This is a genomic window from Pseudoalteromonas sp. P1-26 (assembly GCF_001401795.1).
Classification (GTDB): Bacteria; Pseudomonadota; Gammaproteobacteria; order Enterobacterales; family Alteromonadaceae; genus Pseudoalteromonas.
The window spans coordinates 1-22,120 of sequence record NZ_LKDX01000061.1; the positions used below are offsets into that span (position 1 = coordinate 1).

Below are 22,120 nucleotides of genomic sequence, written 5' to 3' on the forward strand. Positions count from 1 at the left end.
CATCTAATAAGAATCGCTTTATTATTTAGACGCTTAGCTTTTGCTATATCAATGTGAAGAACCAGATGAGTGTGATTACTCATTACAGCGTAGGCGCAAATATCAATACAAAATATTCGCCCAAGTTGAAGTAGTTTCTTTTCAACCCAATCGCGCCTATGTTCATATGAACGACCCGTTAGTGGATCTTTTCCGCACAAATAAGCGCGACGAACGCAGCGTGAAATACAATGGTAGTAAGGCGTGTTTGAAACGCTAATTAAGCTTCTACGGGGGGTTGCCATGCTCTTCTCCTCCATGAGTTGAACAATTTAAGTTTAGTCATAATTATGAGAAGTGAGAAATATTAAATTGGGTGTCTAGTTAGAGGTTATTTTTTCATAGGTTTAACGCTGTGAAGTAATAGAAATTAATGTGGGTGTCTAGTTAGTAAAGTAATTGATTATTTGATCCCATAGTTTTGGTTATGGGATCAAATTTGGTCATTGGAGTGAGTAAGCTAAGGAGAGCGAGTTATTTTATAAACACTCTAAACCCCCATGCTGGAATTGTTAGTTCTGTTGTGTGAGTAAATTCTATTGCCTGTTTTGAGAAAGCATCTGTGTACTTACCCAAAAACAATGGCTCTTTAAAGTTAACTGTTTGTGGCTCTTTCGATAAGTTGAATACGGCAAATACTTTATCTTTTCCTTTTGCACGAACAAAGCTAAGCACCTGTTTTGGTGCGCTGTTTGGCACATGTACCATGCGGCCGCCAAATTGGCCATTCCACAGTGCTTCATTACTATGTTTGAGTGCAAATAGTGATTGGTATAAATCACCAATAGGGTGCTTTTTCCATTTGATTGGGTCACGTTCGAAAAAAGCGAGGCGTTTATCGTTACCTGCTTCTTGGCCGTTGTAAATCATAGGGAAGCCTTCGCCAACGACAGATAATGTAATGACGGCTTCAAGTGCAGCGCCATAGTTTTCGAACATGGTGCCTTCCCATGCATTTGTGTCATGGTTGGCAACACCCACAAGGCGGTAAGCCTCGGCTGGGAATGCACTTTCGTTCCATGAGTAATAAACGAAGAGGGCGCTGACATCTGCATGGCCGTTGACTATTTTGTGCATGTGTTCAGACCATGACCACGCGTAAGTCATATCAAAGGCTTCAGCATGTAAATCACGAGACTCCCATTCTGCCAGCATTAATACTGGTTTTATTTCATCGAGTTCACGACGGACGTTATTCCAAAAGTCTACGGGCACAAAGCCTGCCACATCACAGCGATAGCCATCAATACCGACTTCTTTTACCCAATATTTCATCGACTCTGTCATGTACTCACGTACTGCAGGTTTTGAATAATTAAAATCGATAATGTCAGACCAATCCCACCACGGTGTCGGTCTAAATTGGCCTTTGTAGTCTCGGTCGTACCAATCGGGGTGCTCATATCGAAGCCAATTATCCCAAGCACTGTGATTTGCTACCCAATCTAAAATGATATACATCCCCATTTCATGGGCTTTGTTCACAAATGCTTTAAGGTCTTCTAATGTGCCAAACTCTGGGTTTACTTTACGGTAATCTTTTACAGAATAAGGGCTACCTAAACTGCCTTTTCGGTTTTCTTCACCAATCGGGTTTATGGGCATAAGCCAAATAATATCAACGCCTAACTCTTTCAAGCGTGGCAATTGCTGCTGTGCAGCATTAAAGGTGCCTTCTTTAGTGAATTGGCGCGTATTTAATTGATAAAGCACCGCATTTTTTGACCACTCAGGATGAGTAAGCTTTACGTAAGGCTTGGGCTCATAGGCACTGTTTGAAGTTTTAGTGTGTGTACATGCAGTAGGTAGGCTTAGTAATAATATAAGCAAACTTTTGGTTAGCAATGAATTCATATCAGGCCTTGTTGTCGAATTAAGGTGTTGCATGAAAAAACAACACTTCGACTAAATATATACCCTGAGCTAATATTTACAATTAAATGCATACGTATTCACAATGTGGTTACATAATCGATTAAGGTCTTATTTAAAAGCTTAATTAGAGGTAGGTGGTAGCTAAATACTTAAATGATTAAATAGGGTGGGGAAATATCTAAAAACGACAGCAAGAAAAAGCTAAGCTGTCGTTTAAATATGCCGAGCTAGGCTGAAATCATAAAAGTAGATTTACTGGCATCCCAACTGATCAGTTTTTTAATTTCCAGCTCTTTTATAATGGTTAGTAATTCAGAGTCACTTAGGCAGCAGCCTTGTTTTAGTTTATCGAGTGATATCTCTTTATTACGGCTATGAAGCTTAGAGGCCAGCATAATACGGTAGATTAATTTTGACTTACGGTTCATAACGCATCTCCTCCACATTTTTGTTGATAGCATTTTAATTGCTACTTGGTTTTATAATTTGGTCTAATGTGTACTGATGATTTTTTCGACTATGAGGGATCTTTTTAGCCAAGTCAATCAATATAGGATAAAAATCATACGATATTGAATCAGCAGGGGAAACGTTGAAGTAAACTTGTAATTTATTGAAAATAAATAGAAATTAATGATTTTTCTGCTTGGGAAGCCTAGTCTATGAGCTCGTCGCGGCTAACAGCAATCACGTCATGCAGTGCTTTAAATAGTAAATGCTTTTCAATAGGTTTGCCTACGTGGCCATTAAAACCACAATTCATGTATTCGATGATATTTTCTTTCATCACGTTGGCAGTCAAGGCAATAACTGGCACCTCTTTATCAATGCTGCGAATATGTGAGCAGGCTTCGATACCCCCCATAGTAGGCATTTGTATATCCATTAAAACTAAAATGGGATTGAGTTGTTTAAATAGCTCGACTGCTTCAGCGCCATCTTTTGCAAAGTGAAGATCAGCGTTGGTTTCTGCAAGCATCGACTTGATGATCATGGTATTGAGCGGGTTATCTTCAGCTATTAATAAGGTTTTAGCCGATAAGACAGGTGCGGTTACATCGGTAAAGCTATCATGTAAGTGCTGCTTTTCAGATACTTTGAGCGGTAAATAAACCGTGAAATGGGTGCCTTTACCGAGTGCGCTGTCTACATCAATACGACCGTTCATACGGTTAATGAGATTAGCGGTGATCGACATGCCTAATCCTGTCCCGCCAAAACGCCGCGTTATGCTGTTATCGGCTTGCTGAAAACGGTTAAACAGGTGCATTAAACCCTCTTTATTCATACCAATGCCAGTATCAATCACTTCTATCTCAACACCTTGCTTTTGGTTTTGCGAAGATTTATTAATCTTTACTTGCACGCCACCTTGCTCGGTAAATTTAACGGCGTTAGAAACCAGATTTAAAATAATTTGCCGAACCCTAACTGGGTCTCCTACCCATAAATCTTCAACGTCATCGTCTATATCTATATTTAATTCAATTGCTTTTTCGTTACAAAGCGGCAGAAAATCAGAATTGATTGACTCAACGACCTTCGACATCGAAAAATCTACCTGTTCAATATAAAGCTCGTTCGCCTCCATTTTCGAAAAGTCTAAAATATCGTTGATGATGGTAAGGAGTGAGCGACAAGAAAACAACGCCTTAGAAACAACTTCTATATTTTTCGGTTTTTGAATGTTCGGCTGCAAAATTTGTAAAAGCCCCATAATGCCATTAAGTGGGGTGCGTATTTCATGACTCATGTTGGCTAAAAATTCTGATTTTATTCTCGCGCCTTCTAAAGCTCGCTCAGTAAGCTCAATTTGTTGTTTATAAGAGTTTGAGAGTTTTCTAAAGTAAATAAGCAATATGCTGGTGAGCAATATGATTGTTAACACATGCACGATGTAAGCAATTTGGAAGTTTTCATCAATGGCGATGCTTTTATCTTTAAGCATTAAGTTTACATGTTGCTCGAACGCGGCAAGTGCCTTCAAAGCAGCTGTGTCATCTACTTTTACTATAGAGTCTATTTGCTCGCTTGTCGCGCCATCAGCAATCATCTTTAAAACAATATCGACTTTACTTTCATAATCACTGACCGTTTTTTTAACGTCAGTAAGCGCAGTCTGATCGTATTCTTTTATTGCGCTAAGCTTGGCAAGGATCTCTTTTATTTCGATGAGTTCCTTTTCAATGGGGGGAAGATACAGTTCTGTATTTTTTCTGAGCACTAGGTTTTTAAAATGGTGAATAAAGCCACCATACCCGAGTTTTTGAATTAGCTTGTCGTGAAGTACATAAACGTTAGCGGCGGTTTTTGAATAGTCATGCCATTGTGAGTCGACATTTTTGTAAAAGAATAATGAGGTAACAGTGAGCGACGTTAATAATGCAATCACTATAATTGCATTCATTTTTAACTTGTTTTTAGTTTGCTGCAACGCTTTTGTCATCAGTTTACCGCACCTATCTGTTGTTAATTTAAGCATAGCAGTATTTTTTTTGTTCACATAAGAAGGGCCTAAAGTCAGAACGATTTTTTATGAGAACAAAAAAACCTTAACAACTAAGGTAAAATTAATTTAAAGCGAATAATTAGCTCTTCATAAAAAACTTTGCAATCAATTACACTGTACTTTTTTTGTACTTGCTGTATCTTAAGTTGGTACGCAATTTTTATGATTTAATTGAGTGTAAGTCACACTCATTGTTAGGTGGAGTAAAGGATATGCACGCGCAAACAGTCAAAGAATCAATAGCAACTATTCAATCAGGTGTCGCAAAAGCGGATGGTAAGCTTTTAGTTACAGAACAAGAAATTGTTTTTGAACCGTTTAATAAAGAATTAGGCTTAGGTCCATACACACTTTCACGAGCGCACATCAATAACGTTGATAAGTGTTCAGGTAAAGGCGCGGGGATTCTACCAATTACAGCAGATGGAATTCGCATTACTTTAAATAACAACGATGTATTTGAGTTTATTTTAGTAAACCCAGATGAGTGGCTTAGCGTACTTGCTCACTAAGCAAATCTTCAAAAAGACGGCATATAATAGCAACTTGCTATAATATGCCGTGTTAGCTTTTCAATAATTAATCTTCCTTTCTTCGCAACACATTGATCTCAAACAATACTAAGGCAAAGTTCCTAGGTTATTTTACACATCTAAACCATTAAATTGCTCGTTGCTTATTAACGGAGGCTCTTGGGCAAATGATCAACTTAGATGAACAACGCCTAGTTTCGCTTGAACGCGGTTTTCATATTCCACCAAAACCTGAACTATTGAGCCAAATTGCTGATGAAATGCAAAAGTCGGATGCAAGCTTAGATAAAATAGCTCAGCTAATATCAAGAGACATCAGTCTTTCAGCTTTATTATTAAAAACAATAAATAGCCCGGTGTTTGGTTTACAACGCACCATTAGTGATATACGCCAAGCGGCGATGTTTTTAGGCTTAGATCAGCTTAATCGGCTAGTAACCTTGGCCTTGCTTAAGCAAAATTTTAAAGGCAATGCCTGTATTAGCTTAGAGCGCTTTTGGGATGAGTCAGTTGAAGTTGCGAATGCCTGTGTGCAGCTTGGTAACAGTTATAAGTCATTAATGCCAGTGGACGAACTTTATTCATTAGGGCTTTTTCATAATGTCGGTATTGCGGCTATGGCATTAAAATTTAAAGATTATGTTGAGGTTCTTAAGCAAGCAAATTTAGCTAAAGAGTATGCGATTACCGACCTAGAACAAGCACGTTATCAGTGCGACCACGCGGTGATTGGCTATTTTATTTCGGTATCTTGGCACCTACCTAAGCCACTTTGTCACGTTATTTTAAATCATCATAACACGCACTTTTTAGAGCAAAACAATGATGAACAACAACGTATGGCGTACGCCATCTTAAAATGTGCAGAGAGTGCTGTGGACTATGCCCGCCACCAACAGTATTCGAGCGAGTGGTTCAAAATTAAAGAGCAGTGCTTTGCAGAGCTGGGTATTGTTGATCAAGATTTTGCCGATATGGTCGAAGATTACGTCGACAATGCGATGGCAAGTTAAAGCCAATTAGCGTTTATTTCCTATCATCTTAACTTCGATGAGTTTGCGAGTGGTGAGTTATCATCACTCGCTTTTTTTATCTTGACCTTAAAGTGAGCTTTAAAGTTAGAGTTTTTGTATCTTAATGAATAACGAGGTGCAAAATGACAACTATCAAAAACCTAATCTTATTGCTTGCATTACTAACAACAAGTTACGTAGAAAGCGCTACTAAAACAATTGAGCTGGCAGGTGAAAAAGTGCCTGTTGTTGAAGGTGGTTTGTATGACCAATATCGCTCTAACCCCCCATTATCAGTGATAGCTGAGCAGGCTCCCAGTGTTGATTTGTCATGGTTTAAAACCATAAAAAAGCAAAAAGTAGACATGGGCTTTGAGTCTTACTCACCAAATTTTTACTATAAGAACAGTAAAATTACTGCAGTATTCAGCGCGGATCTTGATGTATTAACCTCATTGATCCCAGCCAGTGTTTTAGAGCATGTTGAGCCAATAAGTTTATGGCCAGGGCGAGGGTTAGTTGCAATAACGGCTTATGCTTATCATTACTGCGATAATGATACATACAATGAGCTAGCCATTTCAGTGATCACCACCAAGCCAGATTCGTGGAATTTAGGCGTTATTTCGTTACTTAATAACCAATGGAATGATGACTTTTGGGGTGTTGTTTTAAAGCTACCCGTTGATACAGAGCTCGCGAGAGTGCGTGGTGTAGTGGGCTATAATCTACCTAAATGGACCACTAAAATTAGCTATAAAAATACTCCTAAGACACTTACGTTTTCATTATTTGATAATGCCACCAATCAGCCTGATGTGATCATCACAGGTAAAAAGCTAAGCGATGAATCAACCGATGAGAAATTTGTTCGAAATAGTTTTATGAATCACAATCAACAAGGGCAGTTAACAACGGGCTATGCGGATAATCGATATTTACGCTATGCATCAAGCACATCTGATGAAGATGTAAGCCTTGAGCTGCGTCAGGGAGAATTATCACAGTTTATTCGCTCACTTGATTTAGGCAGTATGATCAAATATGAGTACGTACCTGATTTTCAAAGTGCGTTATATGCACCAACATACTTTAAAGCTAAACCCTAGACAGGAGTTACACAATGAAAATAGGTGAGCTTGCAAAACGAACGGGTCTTAGCGCGTCTAAAATTCGTTTTTATGAGGATATTGGTTTACTAAAAATGGTTGAGCGTAAAGCAAATGGCTATCGCTCGTATCCTGAAGAAGCTGAAGTCGTTTTAAACTTAATAGTCAGTGGGCAACAAGCCGGTTTTAGCCTAGATGAATTAAAAGCACTGTTACCGGCGGATTTATCTGGTTGGCAACATGCTCACCTTATTGATGCATTAAAACAAAAAGTGATGGATATCGAGCAATTACAAGCAAAGTTAGCCGAAAATAAACAGCGCTTAACAGCGATCCTCGCAGAAATTGATGCAAAGCCAGATGATATGGATTGTGCAGATAATGCTAAACGTGTTCTGACACAAATGGGGTTAAAAAATGACAAATAGCTATTGACCTTAAAGTTTACTTTAAGCTTATAGTTTTGACATTCCCAACTATGGAGACTGTTATGACCTTATTTTCTGAACTTAAATTACCGAATGGTTCTGTTATTCCAAATCGTGTTGCAAAAGCAGCGATGGAAGAAAACCTAGCTGATGCAAATTTACTTCCATCAACTCAGCTTTTTAACTTGTATAAAGCATGGGCTGACGGTGGTGTAGGGCTTATTATTTCGGGCAATGTTATGGTTGATAGTAAAGCGATGACAGGCCCAGGTGGAGTGGTATTAGAAAATGATAAACACCTAGCTTTATTTCAGCAGTGGGCAAAAATAGGGCAGGCAAATGGTGGACAGTTCTGGCTGCAAATTAATCATCCTGGCCGACAAATGCCAGCAAGTTTGCAGCAGCAAACATGGGCGCCTTCAGCAGTGGAAATGGACATGGGTAAAATGTCGAGTTACTTCTCGGCACCTAAAGCGATGGATGAAGCCAAAATTCAAGACATCATCACACGGTTTGTAAAAACAGCGACATTAGCCGAAAAAGCTGGTTTTTCGGGTGTTGAAGTGCATGCGGCGCATGGCTATTTATTGAGCCAGTTTTTATCTCCTTTAACTAACAAGCGAAGTGATCAATGGGGTGGAAGCCTTGCTAATCGCGCTCGATTGTTAATTGAAATTGTTAAGCAAATTAAAGCCGCAACGAGTGAGCATTTTGCGGTTGCGGTAAAACTAAACTCAGCTGATTTTCAACGCGGTGGTTTTACTCTTGACGAGGCCAAGCAAGTGGTTGTTATGCTAGGTGAGTTAAATGTTGATTTAGTTGAGCTTTCAGGTGGTAGTTATGAAGCGCCAGCAATGCAAGGCAGTGCACGGGATGGCAGAACGTTGGCTCGTGAAGCGTACTTTTTAGAGTTTGCTAAAGAAATTCGTGAAATTGCGACGATGCCAATTATGATCACAGGTGGCATTAAACGTAAATCAGTGGCAGATCAGGTTATTGCAGAAGGCGTCGATATGGTCGGTATTGCGACAGCACTTGCAATTGAGCCAGCATTAGTTGATAAGTGGCGAAATGGCTCACACGTTACACCAGAACTTGCAGCAATTACCTGGAAGAATAAACCACTTGCCTCGGTTGCGAATATGGCAATGGTAAAGTATCAATTAACGCGTTTGGGTAAGAACAAACAGGCAAATCCTAACGTTTGGCCAATCTGGGCGTTCATAAAGCAACAAATTAATGATGTATTTAGAGTAAAGAGGTACCTAAAATTTATCCGCAGTAACGGCTGAACTGAGTGTACATTTTTGCTCAGGCAAGGCATCATAGCTTTTTCTAGGGAGAGGTTATGATGCTTAAATCTTTGTTACCACTGGTTTTATGTACCAGCTCTGCAATGGCTGCAACAAGTCTGCCGGATAATCGCCATATTGTTGTTAAAGGTGAGGCTGTTGTGCGTACCGCCCCCGACAGGGCTGATATCACGTTAGAGTTTGAAGCTGTAAAAAGCGAAAGTGTGCAGGCTAAGCAGCAAGTCGATGCTCAAGTAAATGAACTCCTGGCGGGCTTAAATAATTTCTCTATAGACGAAAAAAGTATCTCTGCGGGGCGGATATTTGTAGAGCCCAATATGCGCTATGACGAAAACGATAACCATGTTAAAGATGGTTTTCGAGCCACGCGTAAGGTCAAAGTCAGCCTTAAACAACTCTCTCTTTTGGACCGATTTTTAAATTTTGTGCTTAAAGTGGGTGTCAATCAAATCGAGCAAATTCAACTTTTATCAACCAAAGCTTCAGATTACCAGCAAGCCGCTCTTGATAAAGCAGTAGCGAATGCCAAACAGCAAGGAAGTAGCCTTGCTAGCTCATTCGAAGCGAAACTTGGTCGGGTGTATAGTATTCAATCGCAAGAAGTAGGTAGTCACTTTGGCTATGGTAGCAACACAAATATAGAACGAATTATGGTAACGGGCTCACGTATTAATACCGTACCAGAAGGTAAGTATTTACAAGAATCGATTACCTTCAGAGCAAGTGTCAATGTTGTGTTTGATTTGGTAGTAGAGTAATTGATGAAGTTTTTAAAGCACAGCGTTTATCTATTCATTTTGTTGATGGCATTCAGTAGTTTTGCTGCAACAAAACACATAAAAATTGTCAAACCTGTGGTTGCGGCGTTTAAGAAGGGTGATAAAGCTGCCATTGCCAAGCGAGTGCATTATCCACTGCAGCGTAAAGAGCCGCTACCAGCAATTGAAAATGAACAAATGCTTATAGAAAACTTTGAGCAAATTTTTGATAAAGAGTTTGTTGAAAAAATCGTGAACTCAAATATTCGCCATGATTGGGAAATGATGGGTTGGCGCGGCATTATGTTTGATTCAGGCAAATTGTGGTTAGACTTTGATGGCTCTATTTGGGCTGTGCCTTATGAATCAGAGTCAGAAAAAGCACAACGCGAAGTGCTGATTGACGAGCAAAAACAAGCATTACACAAAAGCCTTCGTGAATTTACAAAGCCGATACTAACCTGGCAAACAAAACAGCATTTAATTCGTATCGATGAACTGGCAGGTAATCATTACCGCTATGCAGCATGGGAAACAGATCAATCTATGCAAGATGAGCCAAGCCTTGTGATCACCGGCGGTACGTTAAGTTTTGATGGCAGTGGGGGCAATCATTTTTACACCTTTACTAACAACGGTTATCGTTATGTCTGTCATGTTACCGTGCTTGGTACTGAGCACTCACCGCCGGGGCTTTTAGAGGTATTTAAAAATAATGTACAGATATTGTCTGAGCCTGCTTCAAGTTTTTAGGTTGTTTTTCTTGTTTTGAACTACACTTATCCTTTCTAAGGAGCCTCTTATAAAGGAGTAAGTTGTGGGTACAAAATTTTGGATACTAAGAACCACTAAAGTTTTTACGCTGGTGGCAATTTTGTTATTTATGGTGGAAATTCTAAAAGGTCACGAGACAATGAGCGCATTAGGCTTTGCGCTACTTTGGTCATTTATTGCAACGGCCATTTTTATCGCAACCCGTTTATATCATTCATCTAAAGGGCGCCACTGTGCACTTTGTAATGACACCCCTGATGATAAAAAAGCGAGTTAGCATAGGTTATTAACAAGCACGCCGCCCCATACCAACGCACAAATTGTTAGAGCAATCAGTACGGCTGCGGATCCTAAGTCTTTAGCTAGGCCTGATAATGGATGAATTTCAAGGCCTATTCGGTCTATGGCGGCTTCAATTGCCGTATTGACGACTTCAGCAAACATCACAAATAGCACAGATACAAGCAGCATGATTTTTTCATACAGGCTAATCTGCCAGACAAAAACCACTGCTATTGCAAGGATTAACAGTATCAGCTCTTGTTTAAAAGCAGACTCATGCTTTGCTAACCAGGTGAATGCTCGTTGGGAGTTTTTGAATGCGAGGCGAATACGTTTAATGCCAATGGGTTTGTTAGTGCTATCAAATTGCATAGTATGAAGTCTCTATTTCGTTAGCTTTGAGTTGAGCAAGCATTAAAGATATCTTGCTCTGGGTGATATTCAGTGCTTTGTACATGGGTTAAGCCAAGCAGGGTGTCAAAAATGTTATCGTGTGAAAAAGCATGGTTACGCTGCTGTTCGATACATTGATTAAAGCGGGTATCGGCTAGTTTATTACTCCAAAACAGCATAGGCACTTGAGTTTGCTCTTTAGGTGCTAATGCATACGGGAAGCCATGTAAGTACAAGCCTTTTTCACCCAGTGATTCACCGTGATCTGAAACATACAGTAGGGCTTTGTCATTCGCCTTACTGCTTTGCAGTAAATTAATAAGTTTACTCAGCACTAGGTCGGTATAAGCAATGGTATTATCATATGTATTGGTAAGTTGCTCACTGCTACAGTTTTGGATATCGCTACGTGGGCAATCAGGCAAGAATTTGCTGTCTTTTTCTGGATAGCGTCGATAGTAGGTTGGTCCATGTGAACCAATCATATGTAGTACAACTAATTGGTGCTTCGCATGACTTTTGGCAAGCTTTGCAGCTAACTCTTCAACCAGTACTTCATCAAAACAATAGCGTCCGTCACAAAGTGGGTTGCTCTTTGTTGGTTCTACCGTTTCTGAGTTTACCCGTACGCAAACCCCTTTACAGCTGCTATTGTTATCAATCCACGTTACTTCGACACCACTTCGTTGAATGATATCTAGGGCATTTTCTTGGCTTTGCGCGATGCGCGAATCATAGTGATTGCGGTCTAAGCGCGAGAACATGCAAGGTACAGAAATGGCCGTTGCGGTGCCACATGAACTAACATCACTGAAATATTTAACGCCAAGTTTAGGGGTATATTGATTAGTTGGCTTGTCGTAACCTTGCAGTGAGAAGTTTGCTGCACGCGCTGTCTCACCTACCACCATAATCGTCAGTGAACTTTGTTGCTTAGCTAATAGGTGCGGTGTTTTATCTAAGACTTTAAATGGTAGAGGTGGATAAAAATAATTATCGCGCAGGTACTTATAGCCCGCAGTGTAAAATGCAAAGGGGGTAATGTAGCTGGTTAATTGACGATTATTACGACCTACAGAGGCGTAATCTTTATAAAAAGGAACGGCAATAACAGCTACAGCAAAAAACGCTGTAACGTTAAGAAGCGCAAAGCTTTTAAGACGAACACGAAAGTTTCCGACAATTTCAAAGCGAGAAAACAAGTAAGCAGGGAGTACGCCTAGCACAGTAATAAAAGCGATAACTTGTACATTGAGGTATGAAAATGCCTCACCTGAATTTGTCTCTAAGATATTTTGCAGCATGCTTTTATCAAAGATTACACCGTAATTTAAGGTTGCATAAAACAACAACGATGAAACCACGACGCTTGTTAAAAGCACGGGTTTAACGAAGGTGATTAACGATAACCAACTTAACACCATTGCCGTCAATGCTAATAAGAAAAACGGTACGCTTGCTATAAATAACCAATTGACATGTTCAGGTTTGCTGGCTGCTTCAAGCATGTTAAATAAAAACAGGCCATTAAATGCAATAACCAAGTACAACGACACCAGCCAGACAAATTGACTGTAGCTAACGTGCCACTTATTAGTAAGGAGTTGTTTGATTTGCGTGCTCATAATTATTCCTCATCGCTACGATTTATTTGGTAAGCGATACAGCTGTTCGGCATAAGCTAAATTGCTAAATAAGACGTGAGCCAGGGCTTTTTTGGCAAGCTCAACGCTGCTATCTGTGTTATCGATGGCTACTTGCTTTTTACTTGAAGGGTCGTAGCGCCAATAGCTTACTTTTTGGTTTGGCATCAGGATCACGGCTTCACCATTTTCTACGTAAGCAAAGTTGTCGTAGTACTGCATCATGGCGCGCTCAACAGGGTATTGTTGAGTTAAATCATAACCAAGCATGGGGGTTGCTTGCTCAACACCTAATAACGACAACAAAGTAACAGGTAAATCAATTTGGCTGACTAAGCGTGTATCGCGCTTTGCATCCATATCACTATTTAGGATCACAGCAGGGATGTGGAAAGATTTTAGCGGTACAGGCTCTGAACCAAACACGCGCACATCATGATCTGCAACCACTAAAAAGATGGTGTCTTGCCAGTAATCTTGCGTTTTTGCCTTCGCGATGAATTTACCAAGAGCATAATCAGCATATTTGATTGCTAGATCGCGTTTGACGTTTTCTGGGTCGTGGCCTTCAGGCAGTGTTACTTTACCTTCTGGAATATCGAATGGGTCGTGGTTACTTGAGGTAAACACAAGACTGAAAAATGGTTTGCCCGATTTATTTAGCTCACTTAGCTCTATATCAGCTTGATTGAACAAGTCTTCGTCGCTTGCTCCCCATGACGAAATAAACTCAGGGTTTTGCATGTCATTAATATCGACAATATCGCTAAAGCCATTGCCTAAGAAAAAGCTTTTCATATTATCGAAATGACTTTCACCACCATAAATAAACTGGGTGGTATAGCCTGTGCGGGTTAATACGTCAGCAAGTGAGAAAAAGTTACGCTGAGATTTAGAAAGTTTGACCACCGAGCGCGAAGGTGATGGGGTAAACCCGGTTGTTACCGCTTCAATCCCTCGAACAGAGCGTGTGCCAGTGGCGTATAAGTTATCAAACCCCCAGCCTTGTTGATAAAGCTTATCGAGCTCAGGAGTCACACCTATGCCACCTAGTTCGCCAACAAAGCGTGCGCCTAAGCTTTCTTCTAAAATGATCACTAAATTCTTTTGTTTGCCTGTGTTAAAAGGTGTGTTGTTGGCAAGGGTAGGGATTTTCTCAGTGATAAACTGCTGTTTATAGGCTGCTTGCTTTACTGTTTGTAAAATCTCATCACGTGGCATGGTACCGTATAAACTACTGGCATTTTTTTCATTGCCCATATTCTTAATAGCAAATGCAACACTGTAAGTTGAATTAAGGGCCAAGGAGTTAACTAGTGAGTCATTTGAAAAGTACACTAATGCAGGGTTTAACGGGCGGTGGCTTACAGTGCCTCTTGCGCTAATTAAGCAAACCAATAAAGTTGTAACGAGTATCACTACTTGGCTTACCGTTTTAGTATTTTGCTGTTTGCTAAATGCCGCATTTATATAACGATACGCAAACACACAACTAAGCGTTGCAATAATTAAGGTGCTTATCATGGCAAATAGGTGGCCATGTAACAGCATAGAAAAGACTTCTTGGGGGTAGTCTAGGTATTCGACAAATAAGCGATTTGGTCTCACATCGTATTGAGTAATGAACGCGGGAGTCGAAGCCTCAACAACCACGATTAAAGTCACGACTATGCTGCTATAAAAAGTAAAAACATGCTGAAATAAAGCGGTTTTGCTGCGCAAAAGCACATCAGCGACTAACATTAAAACAGCCAAGGCTGACAAGTAGCCTAAGCTGCTTAAGTCGACTCTTAAGCCGCCAAATAAAACGGTAAGGCTATCGCCATCAGCTAACCTTTGATGTTGCCATACTAGCAAGGCTATTCTCGACAGTATAAAAACTGACATTAAAATTAATGAAAAACGGAACAAAGGTTTTAAAACAGAAAGTTTTGTTGTCATAGTCGTACTTACTTAATCGAAACTACGGCAATACTAGGAATCGAAACTTAAGAAATCCTTATGGTAATCTTAATATTTTCTAAACTAGAAAAACTTCAGTAAATCTTAAGTGAATCTTAAGATTCAAAGCGTAACCTGATGACACTAAAGCGGTTTTCACCTAAATGAGTAACATATGAAATTGTTGATTATAGAAGATTCGGTGTCATTAAGACGTAGTCTACGAATTGGTCTTGAGAACCTAGGTTTTACTATTGATGAAACCGGCGATGGCGCTGAAGGTTTGAGTATGGCAATGACTGGTGAGTACGAGTTAATCATACTCGACATTATGTTACCCAGTATTGATGGCATTACGTTATTACAAACCATAAGAGCAAAGCAGCTCGACGTTCGTGTGCTTATTTTATCTGCCAAGCAAGAACCAGAAGATAGAGTAAAAGGACTACTCACCGGGGCGGATGATTACCTGACCAAACCATTTTCGTTTGATGAGCTGCATGCACGGTTATTAAATTTAATGCGTCGCGGCGGCCTGAAAACAATCAGTGATGTGATCCGCATTGATAACTTGGCTTTAAATTTACAATTAAAACTTTTGCAAGTTAACGACACCGTTATCGATTTAACCCCTAACGAATATAAAATAGTCGAGTGCTTGTTTAGTAATCAAAACAAAGTGATCACAGCTGAAAAGTTAAGTACCTATATTGCTGGGCAATATGACTTAGTTTCAAAAAACTCCATTGAAGCACATTTATCATCGGCGCGTAAAAAGGTGAGGGCAGCAGGTAGCGAGTTACCTATTCAAACTAAGCGTGGTTTTGGTTATATCATTCAAGGAAAATAATGAAATCAATTCGCAGTAAGTTAGTAACCACATTATCGATTACTATAACTGGGCTAGTGCTGAGTATTTTAGTTGCTACCGATATCGCCGTTGATAGTTGGATTGATAACGAATTTAATCGTGGTTTGAAATCAAAAGCCGGCATGCTTATGTCATTGATTGATATTGACGAAGAAGAAATTGATTTTGATTTTTCAGGGCAATTCATGCCTGAGTTTTCTGGCAGTACAGAAACTGAGTATTTTCAAATTTGGTCGCAGTCTGGCGTGTTTGCGCGTTCAGAAAGCTTGCACCTTTTCTCACAAAAGAACCTACCTCTAGAGAAAATAAAGCTTGGCGAGACAAAAATCATCAATACCGAGTTACCTGATGGTCGCAATGGGCGGGTTATTTATACTCGCTTTATACCGCCTTTAGACCTAGACGATGATGAAGACTTTATTGAAGGCGTTAACACCTCTTTGCAACAACCCATAACCTTAGCTTATGCGGCTTCATCAGAAGAAGTTGACTTTGTTTTATGGCTCATCGACGTTATTTTTGTTGTTTCTACTGTGTCAGTAATTGTATTCATTCGTCTATTTGTGCGTAAATCGGTCGACAGTTCTTTAGCGCCGCTGAATAAACTAAACCGGGATATTAGTAGGCTTAGTATCGCGGATAAAAGTGCAGTGATAACAATAAAAGAGCCTGTTAAAGAGCTGCAACCCATTGTTGATAGCTTAAATGCCTTTATACGGGAAAACCGCCAGCTTTATTTTCGTGAAAGACGCTTAACCTCGGATATTGCTCATGAGTTAAAAACGCCTATAGCTGAGCTTATTAATATGGCTGAAGTGGCCATTCGTTTTCCAAATGAAAAAGAGTTTGAGGCAGACTTTAAACCCGAAGTGCTAAAAATTAGCCAGCGTTTAAAGAGCATTGTGTCAAACTTATTATTACTGCATAAATACAGTGATGAAGCACTCCCAAAGCAAGATGCATGTGATTTAAACCAGGTTATTTTACGTACCTTAGAAAAACATGATTTAGAGCGAATTAAGTTTGAGTTTCAAGATGATATTCCTGCCATTGTCAGTAATTTATTTGCCCTTGAATCAATCATCACCAACCTTATAAATAACGCCAAGCAATATAGCCCTGATAAGAGCGTTGTGACTGTAAGCACGCTACTGACTAAAGAGGATAAGCTGCAATTCTCTGTTACAAATGAACTAAAAGTACCTTTAACAGAAGACGATTTGAGCCAGTTATTTGATCCACTCTGGCAAAAAGACAGTGCCAGAACCTCTAATGATAACTTTGGGTTAGGCTTATCTATTGCCAAAGCGTTAAGTAAAGCAATTGACGCTGAACTTCAGGTGTCGTTAAGTGGGCAAAACATAACCTTTAGTTTGATTATTTCTTAAGGCTTTGCAGGCGTTTAATATGTGTGCAACACTGAGGTTATCAAAAAGAAATTAATAACAATAAGGAACAACACGATGGGAAAAATTATAGGTATTGCTTTAATCGTTATTGGTGTGGCGCTAGCCGTATGGGGATATAACGTGTATGACTCTGCAAGTGCGCAAATTAGCCGCACTTTTAGTGGTGATACACCAATTGAAGCTTGGCTCGGTATGGTCGGGGGCGCAATTTGCGCAATTGTGGGTATTTTAAAAGTTAAATAACCGCAAACATTGAAATCAATTAGCTAATACCTGATACTGTTTTTATATACAGTATCGGGTTTGGCTATGAAAACACAATTACCAGCAAAATATTATTTAAGTCACTTCTTTGAGCTTGCTGAATTTATACAATCTCAGTGCAGGCATCTGCTTAAAGAAGAGCAGCAGACATTTCTTGAAAAACTCCTTCAGCTTGATGAGCAAAGCTTATGTACTTTACTGCGTATTTATTCTCGAAAGCCAAAAATCGTTGCTTTGTCATCATTAAATTATGAAGAGATCCCCAATCTGCACGGTGCTACTTTTAAGCTAAAGCAGCAAGGGCTGGTGGCACATCCTAGCAGCGATGAATTAGATCTATTGCTTGAGCATTTAACCAAACCAACCCTGTTAACCTTATTAGCAAATGATGAGTTAATGGCAACTCAACCTGATTACAAAAAGTCAGCCAGTAAACAGCGCTTAACCCAACTGTGTAAAGAGCATATTGATCGCAATCACAGTGAATTAGAGTCGTTGTTTAGTCAGTTCGTGGTCAATAGCCGAAGTCAGTATTATGAATACTTTGAATTTTTACATAGCGGCCGACTAAGTGGCGGTGATATCAATCATCAAAATCGTTTTGTGATGCGTGATTTGGGAATTGCAAAAGTGCGTGGTGATGTCAGTGAAAGCATCTCTCGTTTTCAAACACTCGCCGAAGCACAAACGCATTACCAATTAAATAAGCTGCGAATGCAGTTCAAAGAAAGCGAGTCAGAATTACAGTATCAAAAATTAGCCCAAGCGCTTTTAGCCATTAACTCTGAAGATGAATTAGCCCAGAGTATCAAAAACAAGTTATTGATCCGCTTATACAAGCAGCTTAAAGATCATGACTTAGCATTTGCATTTGAATTACTTGAGCACTGTGAAGGTAGCAGTGAAGCGCAAGAGCTAGCAATTCGCCAGCGTTACAAACAAGGTGATAAAAGCTGGGTAGAACAAAAGCTTGAACAAGTTATTCTAGACCCACTAGATGATGGCATTTTGTATTTTGCAGAGGACTTTTTACAGCGTAAATATAACAAGCAACAACGCTCACGCCTAACACAAATGCTCATCGATACAGAGCATCAATTAGAGATTGATGACATTTACCGTGGCGATGTAGAGCAAGGAGTGTGCGAGCATTATCAGCAGCTTGGTAATACAGTATTTTTTACCGAGAATAATCTTTGGTTGAGTTTTTTTACCTTAACGTTCTGGCAAGAACTCTTTATAGAGACCCCGCACCCGCCATGTAATGAATTTGATCTTTATCCAAAGGTGTTGCTGGCTGATTGTTTTTACACAGTTCAACAAACACAAATTGAGCAAAAGCTTGCAAAATTCACTAGTAATGAAGCTTTATATAAATATGTTTGCAAAAACGTGGGGCAGTTTTATGAAGCCCCTAACGCTGTGTTTGTGTGGCACAGCGATATGTTAGAGCCGCTAGAGGTATTAATAAAACACAGCCCGCTTGAAAATTTAAAAGCGCATTTACTACAAATGACAAAAACCTTTAAGCAGCTCAAAGACGGCTACCCAGACTTGATGGTGCTTAAAGGGGATAAGCTCACCTTTGAAGAAGTGAAAGCCCCTGGCGACAAACTAAGACGCAACCAACTTGTCAGTATTGAGGTATTAAAGCAACATGGCTTTGCAGTGAATATCGTTGCGGTAAATTGGTTTAATGATCCGAATCGAATTTATAGTGTGGTGGATATAGAAACCACCGGTGGCGTACAAGGTAATAATAAAATTACTGAAATAGCCGTTGTGCAGTTACAAGCGGGCGAAGTAATTAAACAATGGGCGAGTTTAATCAATCCTGAGCGCAGTATTCCTGCTTTTATCACCAAGTTAACGGGGATAAACGCCGCTATGGTTCGTGATGCGCCACGCTTTGCAGAGGTTGCCGATACACTGCGCTCACTATTAAAAGGCAGCGTATTTGTTGCCCATAATGTAAATTTTGATTACGGCTTTATTCGCAAAGAGTACAGTGCAATCGGGCAGGGCTTTAAAATGCCAAAGCTATGTACCGTAGTTGAATCACGCAAGGCATTTCCAAAGCTTAAGTCATATTCGCTCGGTAACTTAGCGGCACATTTTGAATTGAATTTAACGAATCATCATAGAGCGTTAGCTGATGCAACTGCCACAGCAGAACTGTTAAACCTGATTCAACAAACACAATCAAAAAAGGCGAGTTAAACTCGCCTTGTAAACTTAATCTGCCCCATTTTAAATAAGGTTATTCGTATTCGATAGGGTCAGTAACGTTATTTAAAGCAAAGGCTTCTAAGCGCTCTTGGCAAGCACCACATTTACCACAGGCTTTGTCGCGGCCGTTGTAACAGGTCCATGTTTGGCTGTAATCAAGACCCATTTTTAAACCGTCTGTCAAAATGTCGATTTTGGTATTGTTTAAGTACGGGCTGAAAATTTCAACAGCGTCGTAATTGGCAATACGGCAAACATCATCCATTTTTTGTACGAACTCAGGGCGACAGTCTGGATAAATTGCATGATCGCCTGAATGGGCACCGTAATAAACTTTACTAGCTTTTAAAGACACCGCATAACCCACAGCCAGTGATAGTAAAATCATGTTACGGTTAGGCACAATTGTGCTCTTCATGCTTTCTTCTTCGTAGTGACCTTCTGGTACTTCGATATCATCAGTTAGTGATGAGCCACCAATCAACTGGTTGATCGCTGAAATATCAACAATCTTGTGAGAAACACCTAACTTTTCACATACTTGAGCAGCTACTTTAAGCTCTTTAACATGACGCTGGCCGTAGTCGAACGACAGGGCATACACTTCGTGGCCTTGTTGCAGGGCTTTATTTAATACGGTAAATGAGTCCATACCGCCGGAATAAATCACAACTACTTTTTGCGTCATATCTGTTTTGCTCTTACTTTTGATAGAGGTTTACTTCAGGGCGCGATATACTACACGGCTCGGGCCTAAATAACAATTTTTGCGCGTGTTTTTGGTTTTTTTGATGGTATGTATTTTATACCGTTGCGTCGTAAGTGAGATGTCTTTTGTACAAAATTAACGAAGTGTTTGAAACAATTCAAGGTGAAGCGAGCTTTACGGGTACACCTTCAATCTTTTTACGTTTACAAGGCTGCCCTGTGGGCTGTGCTTGGTGTGATACAAAACAAACATGGGACGTTGATAACGTATATAAAGTGTCACTTGATGACACCGTTGAGAAAAAAGCAGACTCAGATCATTGGGCTGAAGCAACAGCTGAGCAAGTGTTAGCGCTATTTATAGAGCGAGGCTACAACGCAAAGCATGTGGTGATCACTGGTGGTGAGCCTTGCATGTACGACCTAAATCCAGTGTGTGAATTATTACACGCAAATGGCTATTCGACTCAAATTGAAACCAGCGGTACATTTGAGATTTTAGTCCCTGAGCAGACATGGGTGACTGTATCACCAAAAATTAATATGCGTGGTGGCTATAAAGTATTACGCAGTGCAATGCAACGCGCTGATGAAATTAAACACCCAGTGGCAATGCAAAAGCATGTGGAAGAGCTCGAAGATTTATTCTTAAAAACAGGTGTGAATCCGCGTTTAGTGTATCTACAACCAATTAGCCAAAAAACCTCAGCAACTAAACTTGCCATTGAAACCTGTATTGCAAAGAATTGGCGTTTATCGATTCAAGTACATAAGTATTTAGGAATTAGTTAGGGTTTAGCCGTCAGCCGTCAGCCGTCTGATCTGTGATCTGACCCCGATAAAGTAGACACGGGGTTTAATCTTTCTAGTTAAAAACAAAAAAGCGTTGCACTATGGCAACGCTTTTTTGCTATGTTCCTCGTAACTCCATCCTAACCAACAAAGAAAGTTGATCCAGTGCAAACAAAAATTCCAAGAAAAAATAATACTAATCTCAATATTTTGTTTTCAGGCACAGAAGGGATCTTCTGACCTGTATAAGGGGCATATATTATTTTATTAAGAATAAAAGCATATATATATCTATAAAAATATACAAAGATGCCTAGGCATATTAAAAATTTTTCAATTGGCTCGAAACCGATAACAAAGATCATTCCTAATGAGAACCAAATCACACCTAATAAAATGACTAACTTTTCTTTTAATAGCATAGTTAACGCTCTCTTATTTCGGTAAGCCCTATACTTTTGGGCTCTTGAAAGCACTGCATAAAGCGTTCTAGTTAGGTAACTTGTAGATGAACAATATACTTGTTTTAAACCTAAATTTATTCCTATTTTATCTGCTATTTATAAAAGTTTGTCAATTGAGTCAGTGGCCTTAAAAACAAAAAAGCGTTGCACCATGGCAACGCTTTTTTAGTATGTTCTCGTAACTCCATCTTAACCAACAAAGAAAGTTGATCCAGTGCAAGAAAAAATTCCAAGAAAAAATAATACTAATCTCAATATTTTGTTTTCAGGCACAGGAGGGATCTCCTGACCTGTGTGAGGGGCATATATGCTTTTATTAAGAATAAAAGCATATATATATCTATAAAAGTATATAAAGAAGCCTAGGCATATTAACAATTTTTCAATTGGCTCGAAACCGATAACAAAGATCACTCCTAGTGAGAACCAAATAACACCCAATAAAATAACTAACTTTTCTTTTAATAGCATAGTTAACGCTCTCTTATTTCGGTAAGCCCTATACTTTTGGGCTCTTGAAAGCACTGCATAAAGGGTTCTAGTTAGGTAACTTGTAGATGAACAATATACTTGTTTTAAACCTAAATTTATTCCTATTTTATCTGCTATTTATATAAGTTTGTCAATTGAGTCAGTGGCCTTAAAAACAAAAAAGCGTTGCACCATGGCAACGCTTTTTTACTATGTTCTCGTAACTCGTAACTCGTAACTCGTAACTCGTAACTCGTAACTCGTAACTCGTAACTCGTAACTCGTAACTCGTAACTCGTAAC

General features: G+C 39.6%; 21 protein-coding genes and 1 pseudogene. 13 read left to right on the plus strand and 9 right to left on the minus strand.

The annotated features are described in order from the left end of the window. The 4 genes and pseudogenes from AN394_RS21785 to AN394_RS19325 all read right to left on the minus strand — a co-directional run. Positions 1 to 284 (minus strand): annotated as a pseudogene (locus AN394_RS21785) (transposase); the annotation flags it as partial. 229 nt (positions 285 to 513) lie between these two features. Continuing rightward, a complete protein-coding gene (locus tag AN394_RS19315; RefSeq protein WP_054564085.1) occupies positions 514 to 1,893 on the minus strand; it encodes an alpha-amylase family glycosyl hydrolase in 1,380 nt (459 codons plus the stop codon). A gap of 248 nt (positions 1,894 to 2,141) precedes the next feature. Beyond that, positions 2,142 to 2,342 carry a hypothetical protein gene (locus tag AN394_RS19320; RefSeq protein ID WP_054564084.1) on the minus strand — a complete coding sequence of 67 codons (201 nt, stop codon included), beginning with the start codon at positions 2,340 to 2,342 and terminating at the stop codon, positions 2,142 to 2,144. A gap of 227 nt (positions 2,343 to 2,569) precedes the next feature. Beyond that, positions 2,570 to 4,360: an ATP-binding protein gene (locus tag AN394_RS19325; RefSeq protein ID WP_054564083.1), complete on the minus strand. Its 1,791-nt coding sequence runs from the start codon at positions 4,358 to 4,360 to the stop codon at positions 2,570 to 2,572. A 275-nt stretch (positions 4,361 to 4,635) separates the two neighbouring features. Here AN394_RS19325 and AN394_RS19330 point away from each other — a divergent pair, with 275 nt between their 5' ends. The 8 genes from AN394_RS19330 (at position 4,636) to AN394_RS19365 (ending at position 10,628) form a co-directional block, all read left to right on the plus strand. Beyond that, positions 4,636 to 4,935 carry a hypothetical protein gene (locus tag AN394_RS19330; protein WP_054564082.1) on the plus strand — a complete coding sequence of 100 codons (300 nt, stop codon included), beginning with the start codon at positions 4,636 to 4,638 and terminating at the stop codon, positions 4,933 to 4,935. Positions 4,936 to 5,123: 188 nt separating this feature from the next. Then, positions 5,124 to 5,969: an HDOD domain-containing protein gene (locus AN394_RS19335; protein WP_054564081.1), complete on the plus strand. Its 846-nt coding sequence runs from the start codon at positions 5,124 to 5,126 to the stop codon at positions 5,967 to 5,969. A 143-nt stretch (positions 5,970 to 6,112) separates the two neighbouring features. Next, the gene (locus AN394_RS19340; RefSeq protein WP_235575523.1) at positions 6,113 to 7,078 is read left to right on the plus strand and encodes a hypothetical protein; all 966 of its coding nucleotides are present in this window, start codon (positions 6,113 to 6,115) and stop codon (positions 7,076 to 7,078) included. Positions 7,079 to 7,092: 14 nt separating this feature from the next. Further along, complete coding sequence (locus AN394_RS19345) at positions 7,093 to 7,506, plus strand: MerR family DNA-binding transcriptional regulator (protein ID WP_054564080.1); 414 nt, start codon at positions 7,093 to 7,095, stop codon at positions 7,504 to 7,506. Positions 7,507 to 7,568: 62 nt separating this feature from the next. Then, the gene (locus AN394_RS19350; RefSeq protein WP_054564079.1) at positions 7,569 to 8,798 is read left to right on the plus strand and encodes an NADH:flavin oxidoreductase/NADH oxidase family protein; all 1,230 of its coding nucleotides are present in this window, start codon (positions 7,569 to 7,571) and stop codon (positions 8,796 to 8,798) included. A 56-nt stretch (positions 8,799 to 8,854) separates the two neighbouring features. Continuing rightward, positions 8,855 to 9,577, plus strand: coding sequence for an SIMPL domain-containing protein (locus tag AN394_RS19355; RefSeq protein WP_055022308.1), 723 nt, complete (start codon positions 8,855 to 8,857; stop codon positions 9,575 to 9,577). A 3-nt stretch (positions 9,578 to 9,580) separates the two neighbouring features. After that, the gene (locus tag AN394_RS19360; protein WP_055022309.1) at positions 9,581 to 10,330 is read left to right on the plus strand and encodes a hypothetical protein; all 750 of its coding nucleotides are present in this window, start codon (positions 9,581 to 9,583) and stop codon (positions 10,328 to 10,330) included. A gap of 64 nt (positions 10,331 to 10,394) precedes the next feature. Then, positions 10,395 to 10,628: a hypothetical protein gene (locus AN394_RS19365; RefSeq protein ID WP_054564076.1), complete on the plus strand. Its 234-nt coding sequence runs from the start codon at positions 10,395 to 10,397 to the stop codon at positions 10,626 to 10,628. On the opposite strand, the gene AN394_RS19370 is transcribed toward AN394_RS19365, so the two are convergent. Genes AN394_RS19370 through AN394_RS19380 form a run of 3 tightly spaced genes read right to left on the minus strand, consistent with a single transcriptional unit; the run spans position 10,625 to position 14,610 of the window. Beyond that, entirely contained in the window at positions 10,625 to 11,005 is a 381-nt protein-coding gene (locus tag AN394_RS19370) for a diacylglycerol kinase (protein ID WP_054564075.1), read from the minus strand. The genes AN394_RS19365 and AN394_RS19370 overlap by 4 nt on opposite strands. A gap of 20 nt (positions 11,006 to 11,025) precedes the next feature. Further along, positions 11,026 to 12,651 (minus strand): phosphoethanolamine transferase, encoded by a 1,626-nt coding sequence (locus AN394_RS19375; RefSeq protein ID WP_054564074.1) that lies wholly within the window; start codon positions 12,649 to 12,651, stop codon positions 11,026 to 11,028. A gap of 15 nt (positions 12,652 to 12,666) precedes the next feature. Beyond that, positions 12,667 to 14,610 carry an LTA synthase family protein gene (locus AN394_RS19380; RefSeq protein ID WP_055022310.1) on the minus strand — a complete coding sequence of 648 codons (1,944 nt, stop codon included), beginning with the start codon at positions 14,608 to 14,610 and terminating at the stop codon, positions 12,667 to 12,669. Positions 14,611 to 14,785: 175 nt separating this feature from the next. Between AN394_RS19380 and AN394_RS19385 the strand changes: the two genes are divergently transcribed. The 4 genes from AN394_RS19385 to AN394_RS19400 all read left to right on the plus strand — a co-directional run bounded on the left by AN394_RS19385 (position 14,786) and on the right by AN394_RS19400 (position 19,374). Beyond that, the gene (locus tag AN394_RS19385; protein WP_054564072.1) at positions 14,786 to 15,460 is read left to right on the plus strand and encodes a response regulator transcription factor; all 675 of its coding nucleotides are present in this window, start codon (positions 14,786 to 14,788) and stop codon (positions 15,458 to 15,460) included. Beyond that, entirely contained in the window at positions 15,460 to 16,869 is a 1,410-nt protein-coding gene (locus AN394_RS19390) for a HAMP domain-containing sensor histidine kinase (protein WP_055022311.1), read from the plus strand. The genes AN394_RS19385 and AN394_RS19390 overlap by 1 nt, the downstream gene beginning before the upstream one ends. Positions 16,870 to 16,944: 75 nt before the next feature. Beyond that, the gene (locus AN394_RS19395) at positions 16,945 to 17,133 is read left to right on the plus strand and encodes a DUF3185 family protein (protein ID WP_054553751.1); all 189 of its coding nucleotides are present in this window, start codon (positions 16,945 to 16,947) and stop codon (positions 17,131 to 17,133) included. Positions 17,134 to 17,199: 66 nt separating this feature from the next. Then, entirely contained in the window at positions 17,200 to 19,374 is a 2,175-nt protein-coding gene (locus AN394_RS19400) for an exonuclease domain-containing protein (RefSeq protein WP_055022312.1), read from the plus strand. A gap of 40 nt (positions 19,375 to 19,414) precedes the next feature. On the opposite strand, the gene queC is transcribed toward AN394_RS19400, so the two are convergent. Next, the gene (gene queC, locus AN394_RS19405; RefSeq protein WP_268795049.1) at positions 19,415 to 20,095 is read right to left on the minus strand and encodes a 7-cyano-7-deazaguanine synthase QueC; all 681 of its coding nucleotides are present in this window, start codon (positions 20,093 to 20,095) and stop codon (positions 19,415 to 19,417) included. 122 nt (positions 20,096 to 20,217) lie between these two features. On the opposite strand from queC, the gene queE reads away from it, so the two are divergent. Continuing rightward, complete coding sequence (gene queE, locus AN394_RS19410; protein ID WP_055022313.1) at positions 20,218 to 20,883, plus strand: 7-carboxy-7-deazaguanine synthase QueE; 666 nt, start codon at positions 20,218 to 20,220, stop codon at positions 20,881 to 20,883. Positions 20,884 to 21,023: 140 nt separating this feature from the next. Here queE and AN394_RS19415 read toward each other — a convergent pair whose 3' ends face one another. After that, positions 21,024 to 21,305, minus strand: a complete 282-nt coding sequence (locus AN394_RS19415) for a hypothetical protein (protein WP_054564086.1) — start codon at positions 21,303 to 21,305, stop codon at positions 21,024 to 21,026. Positions 21,306 to 22,120 lie beyond the last annotated feature (815 nt).

Coding starts and splice junctions, on each gene's coding strand:
- AN394_RS19315 (WP_054564085.1), bottom strand. CDS start 1,893: ATGAATTCATTGCTAACCAAAAGTTTGCTTATATTATTACTAAGCCTA.
- AN394_RS19395 (WP_054553751.1), top strand. CDS start 16,945: ATGGGAAAAATTATAGGTATTGCTTTAATCGTTATTGGTGTGGCGCTA.
- AN394_RS19375 (WP_054564074.1), bottom strand. CDS start 12,651: ATGAGCACGCAAATCAAACAACTCCTTACTAATAAGTGGCACGTTAGC.
- AN394_RS19330 (WP_054564082.1), top strand. CDS start 4,636: ATGCACGCGCAAACAGTCAAAGAATCAATAGCAACTATTCAATCAGGT.
- AN394_RS19360 (WP_055022309.1), top strand. CDS start 9,581: ATGAAGTTTTTAAAGCACAGCGTTTATCTATTCATTTTGTTGATGGCA.
- AN394_RS19400 (WP_055022312.1), top strand. CDS start 17,200: ATGAAAACACAATTACCAGCAAAATATTATTTAAGTCACTTCTTTGAG.
- AN394_RS19390 (WP_055022311.1), top strand. CDS start 15,460: ATGAAATCAATTCGCAGTAAGTTAGTAACCACATTATCGATTACTATA.
- AN394_RS19340 (WP_235575523.1), top strand. CDS start 6,113: ATGACAACTATCAAAAACCTAATCTTATTGCTTGCATTACTAACAACA.
- AN394_RS19350 (WP_054564079.1), top strand. CDS start 7,569: ATGACCTTATTTTCTGAACTTAAATTACCGAATGGTTCTGTTATTCCA.
- AN394_RS19370 (WP_054564075.1), bottom strand. CDS start 11,005: ATGCAATTTGATAGCACTAACAAACCCATTGGCATTAAACGTATTCGC.
- AN394_RS19345 (WP_054564080.1), top strand. CDS start 7,093: ATGAAAATAGGTGAGCTTGCAAAACGAACGGGTCTTAGCGCGTCTAAA.
- AN394_RS19320 (WP_054564084.1), bottom strand. CDS start 2,342: ATGAACCGTAAGTCAAAATTAATCTACCGTATTATGCTGGCCTCTAAG.
- AN394_RS19385 (WP_054564072.1), top strand. CDS start 14,786: ATGAAATTGTTGATTATAGAAGATTCGGTGTCATTAAGACGTAGTCTA.
- AN394_RS19380 (WP_055022310.1), bottom strand. CDS start 14,610: ATGACAACAAAACTTTCTGTTTTAAAACCTTTGTTCCGTTTTTCATTA.
- AN394_RS19325 (WP_054564083.1), bottom strand. CDS start 4,360: ATGACAAAAGCGTTGCAGCAAACTAAAAACAAGTTAAAAATGAATGCA.
- AN394_RS19335 (WP_054564081.1), top strand. CDS start 5,124: ATGATCAACTTAGATGAACAACGCCTAGTTTCGCTTGAACGCGGTTTT.
- AN394_RS19415 (WP_054564086.1), bottom strand. CDS start 21,305: ATGCTATTAAAAGAAAAGTTAGTCATTTTATTAGGTGTGATTTGGTTC.
- AN394_RS19355 (WP_055022308.1), top strand. CDS start 8,855: ATGATGCTTAAATCTTTGTTACCACTGGTTTTATGTACCAGCTCTGCA.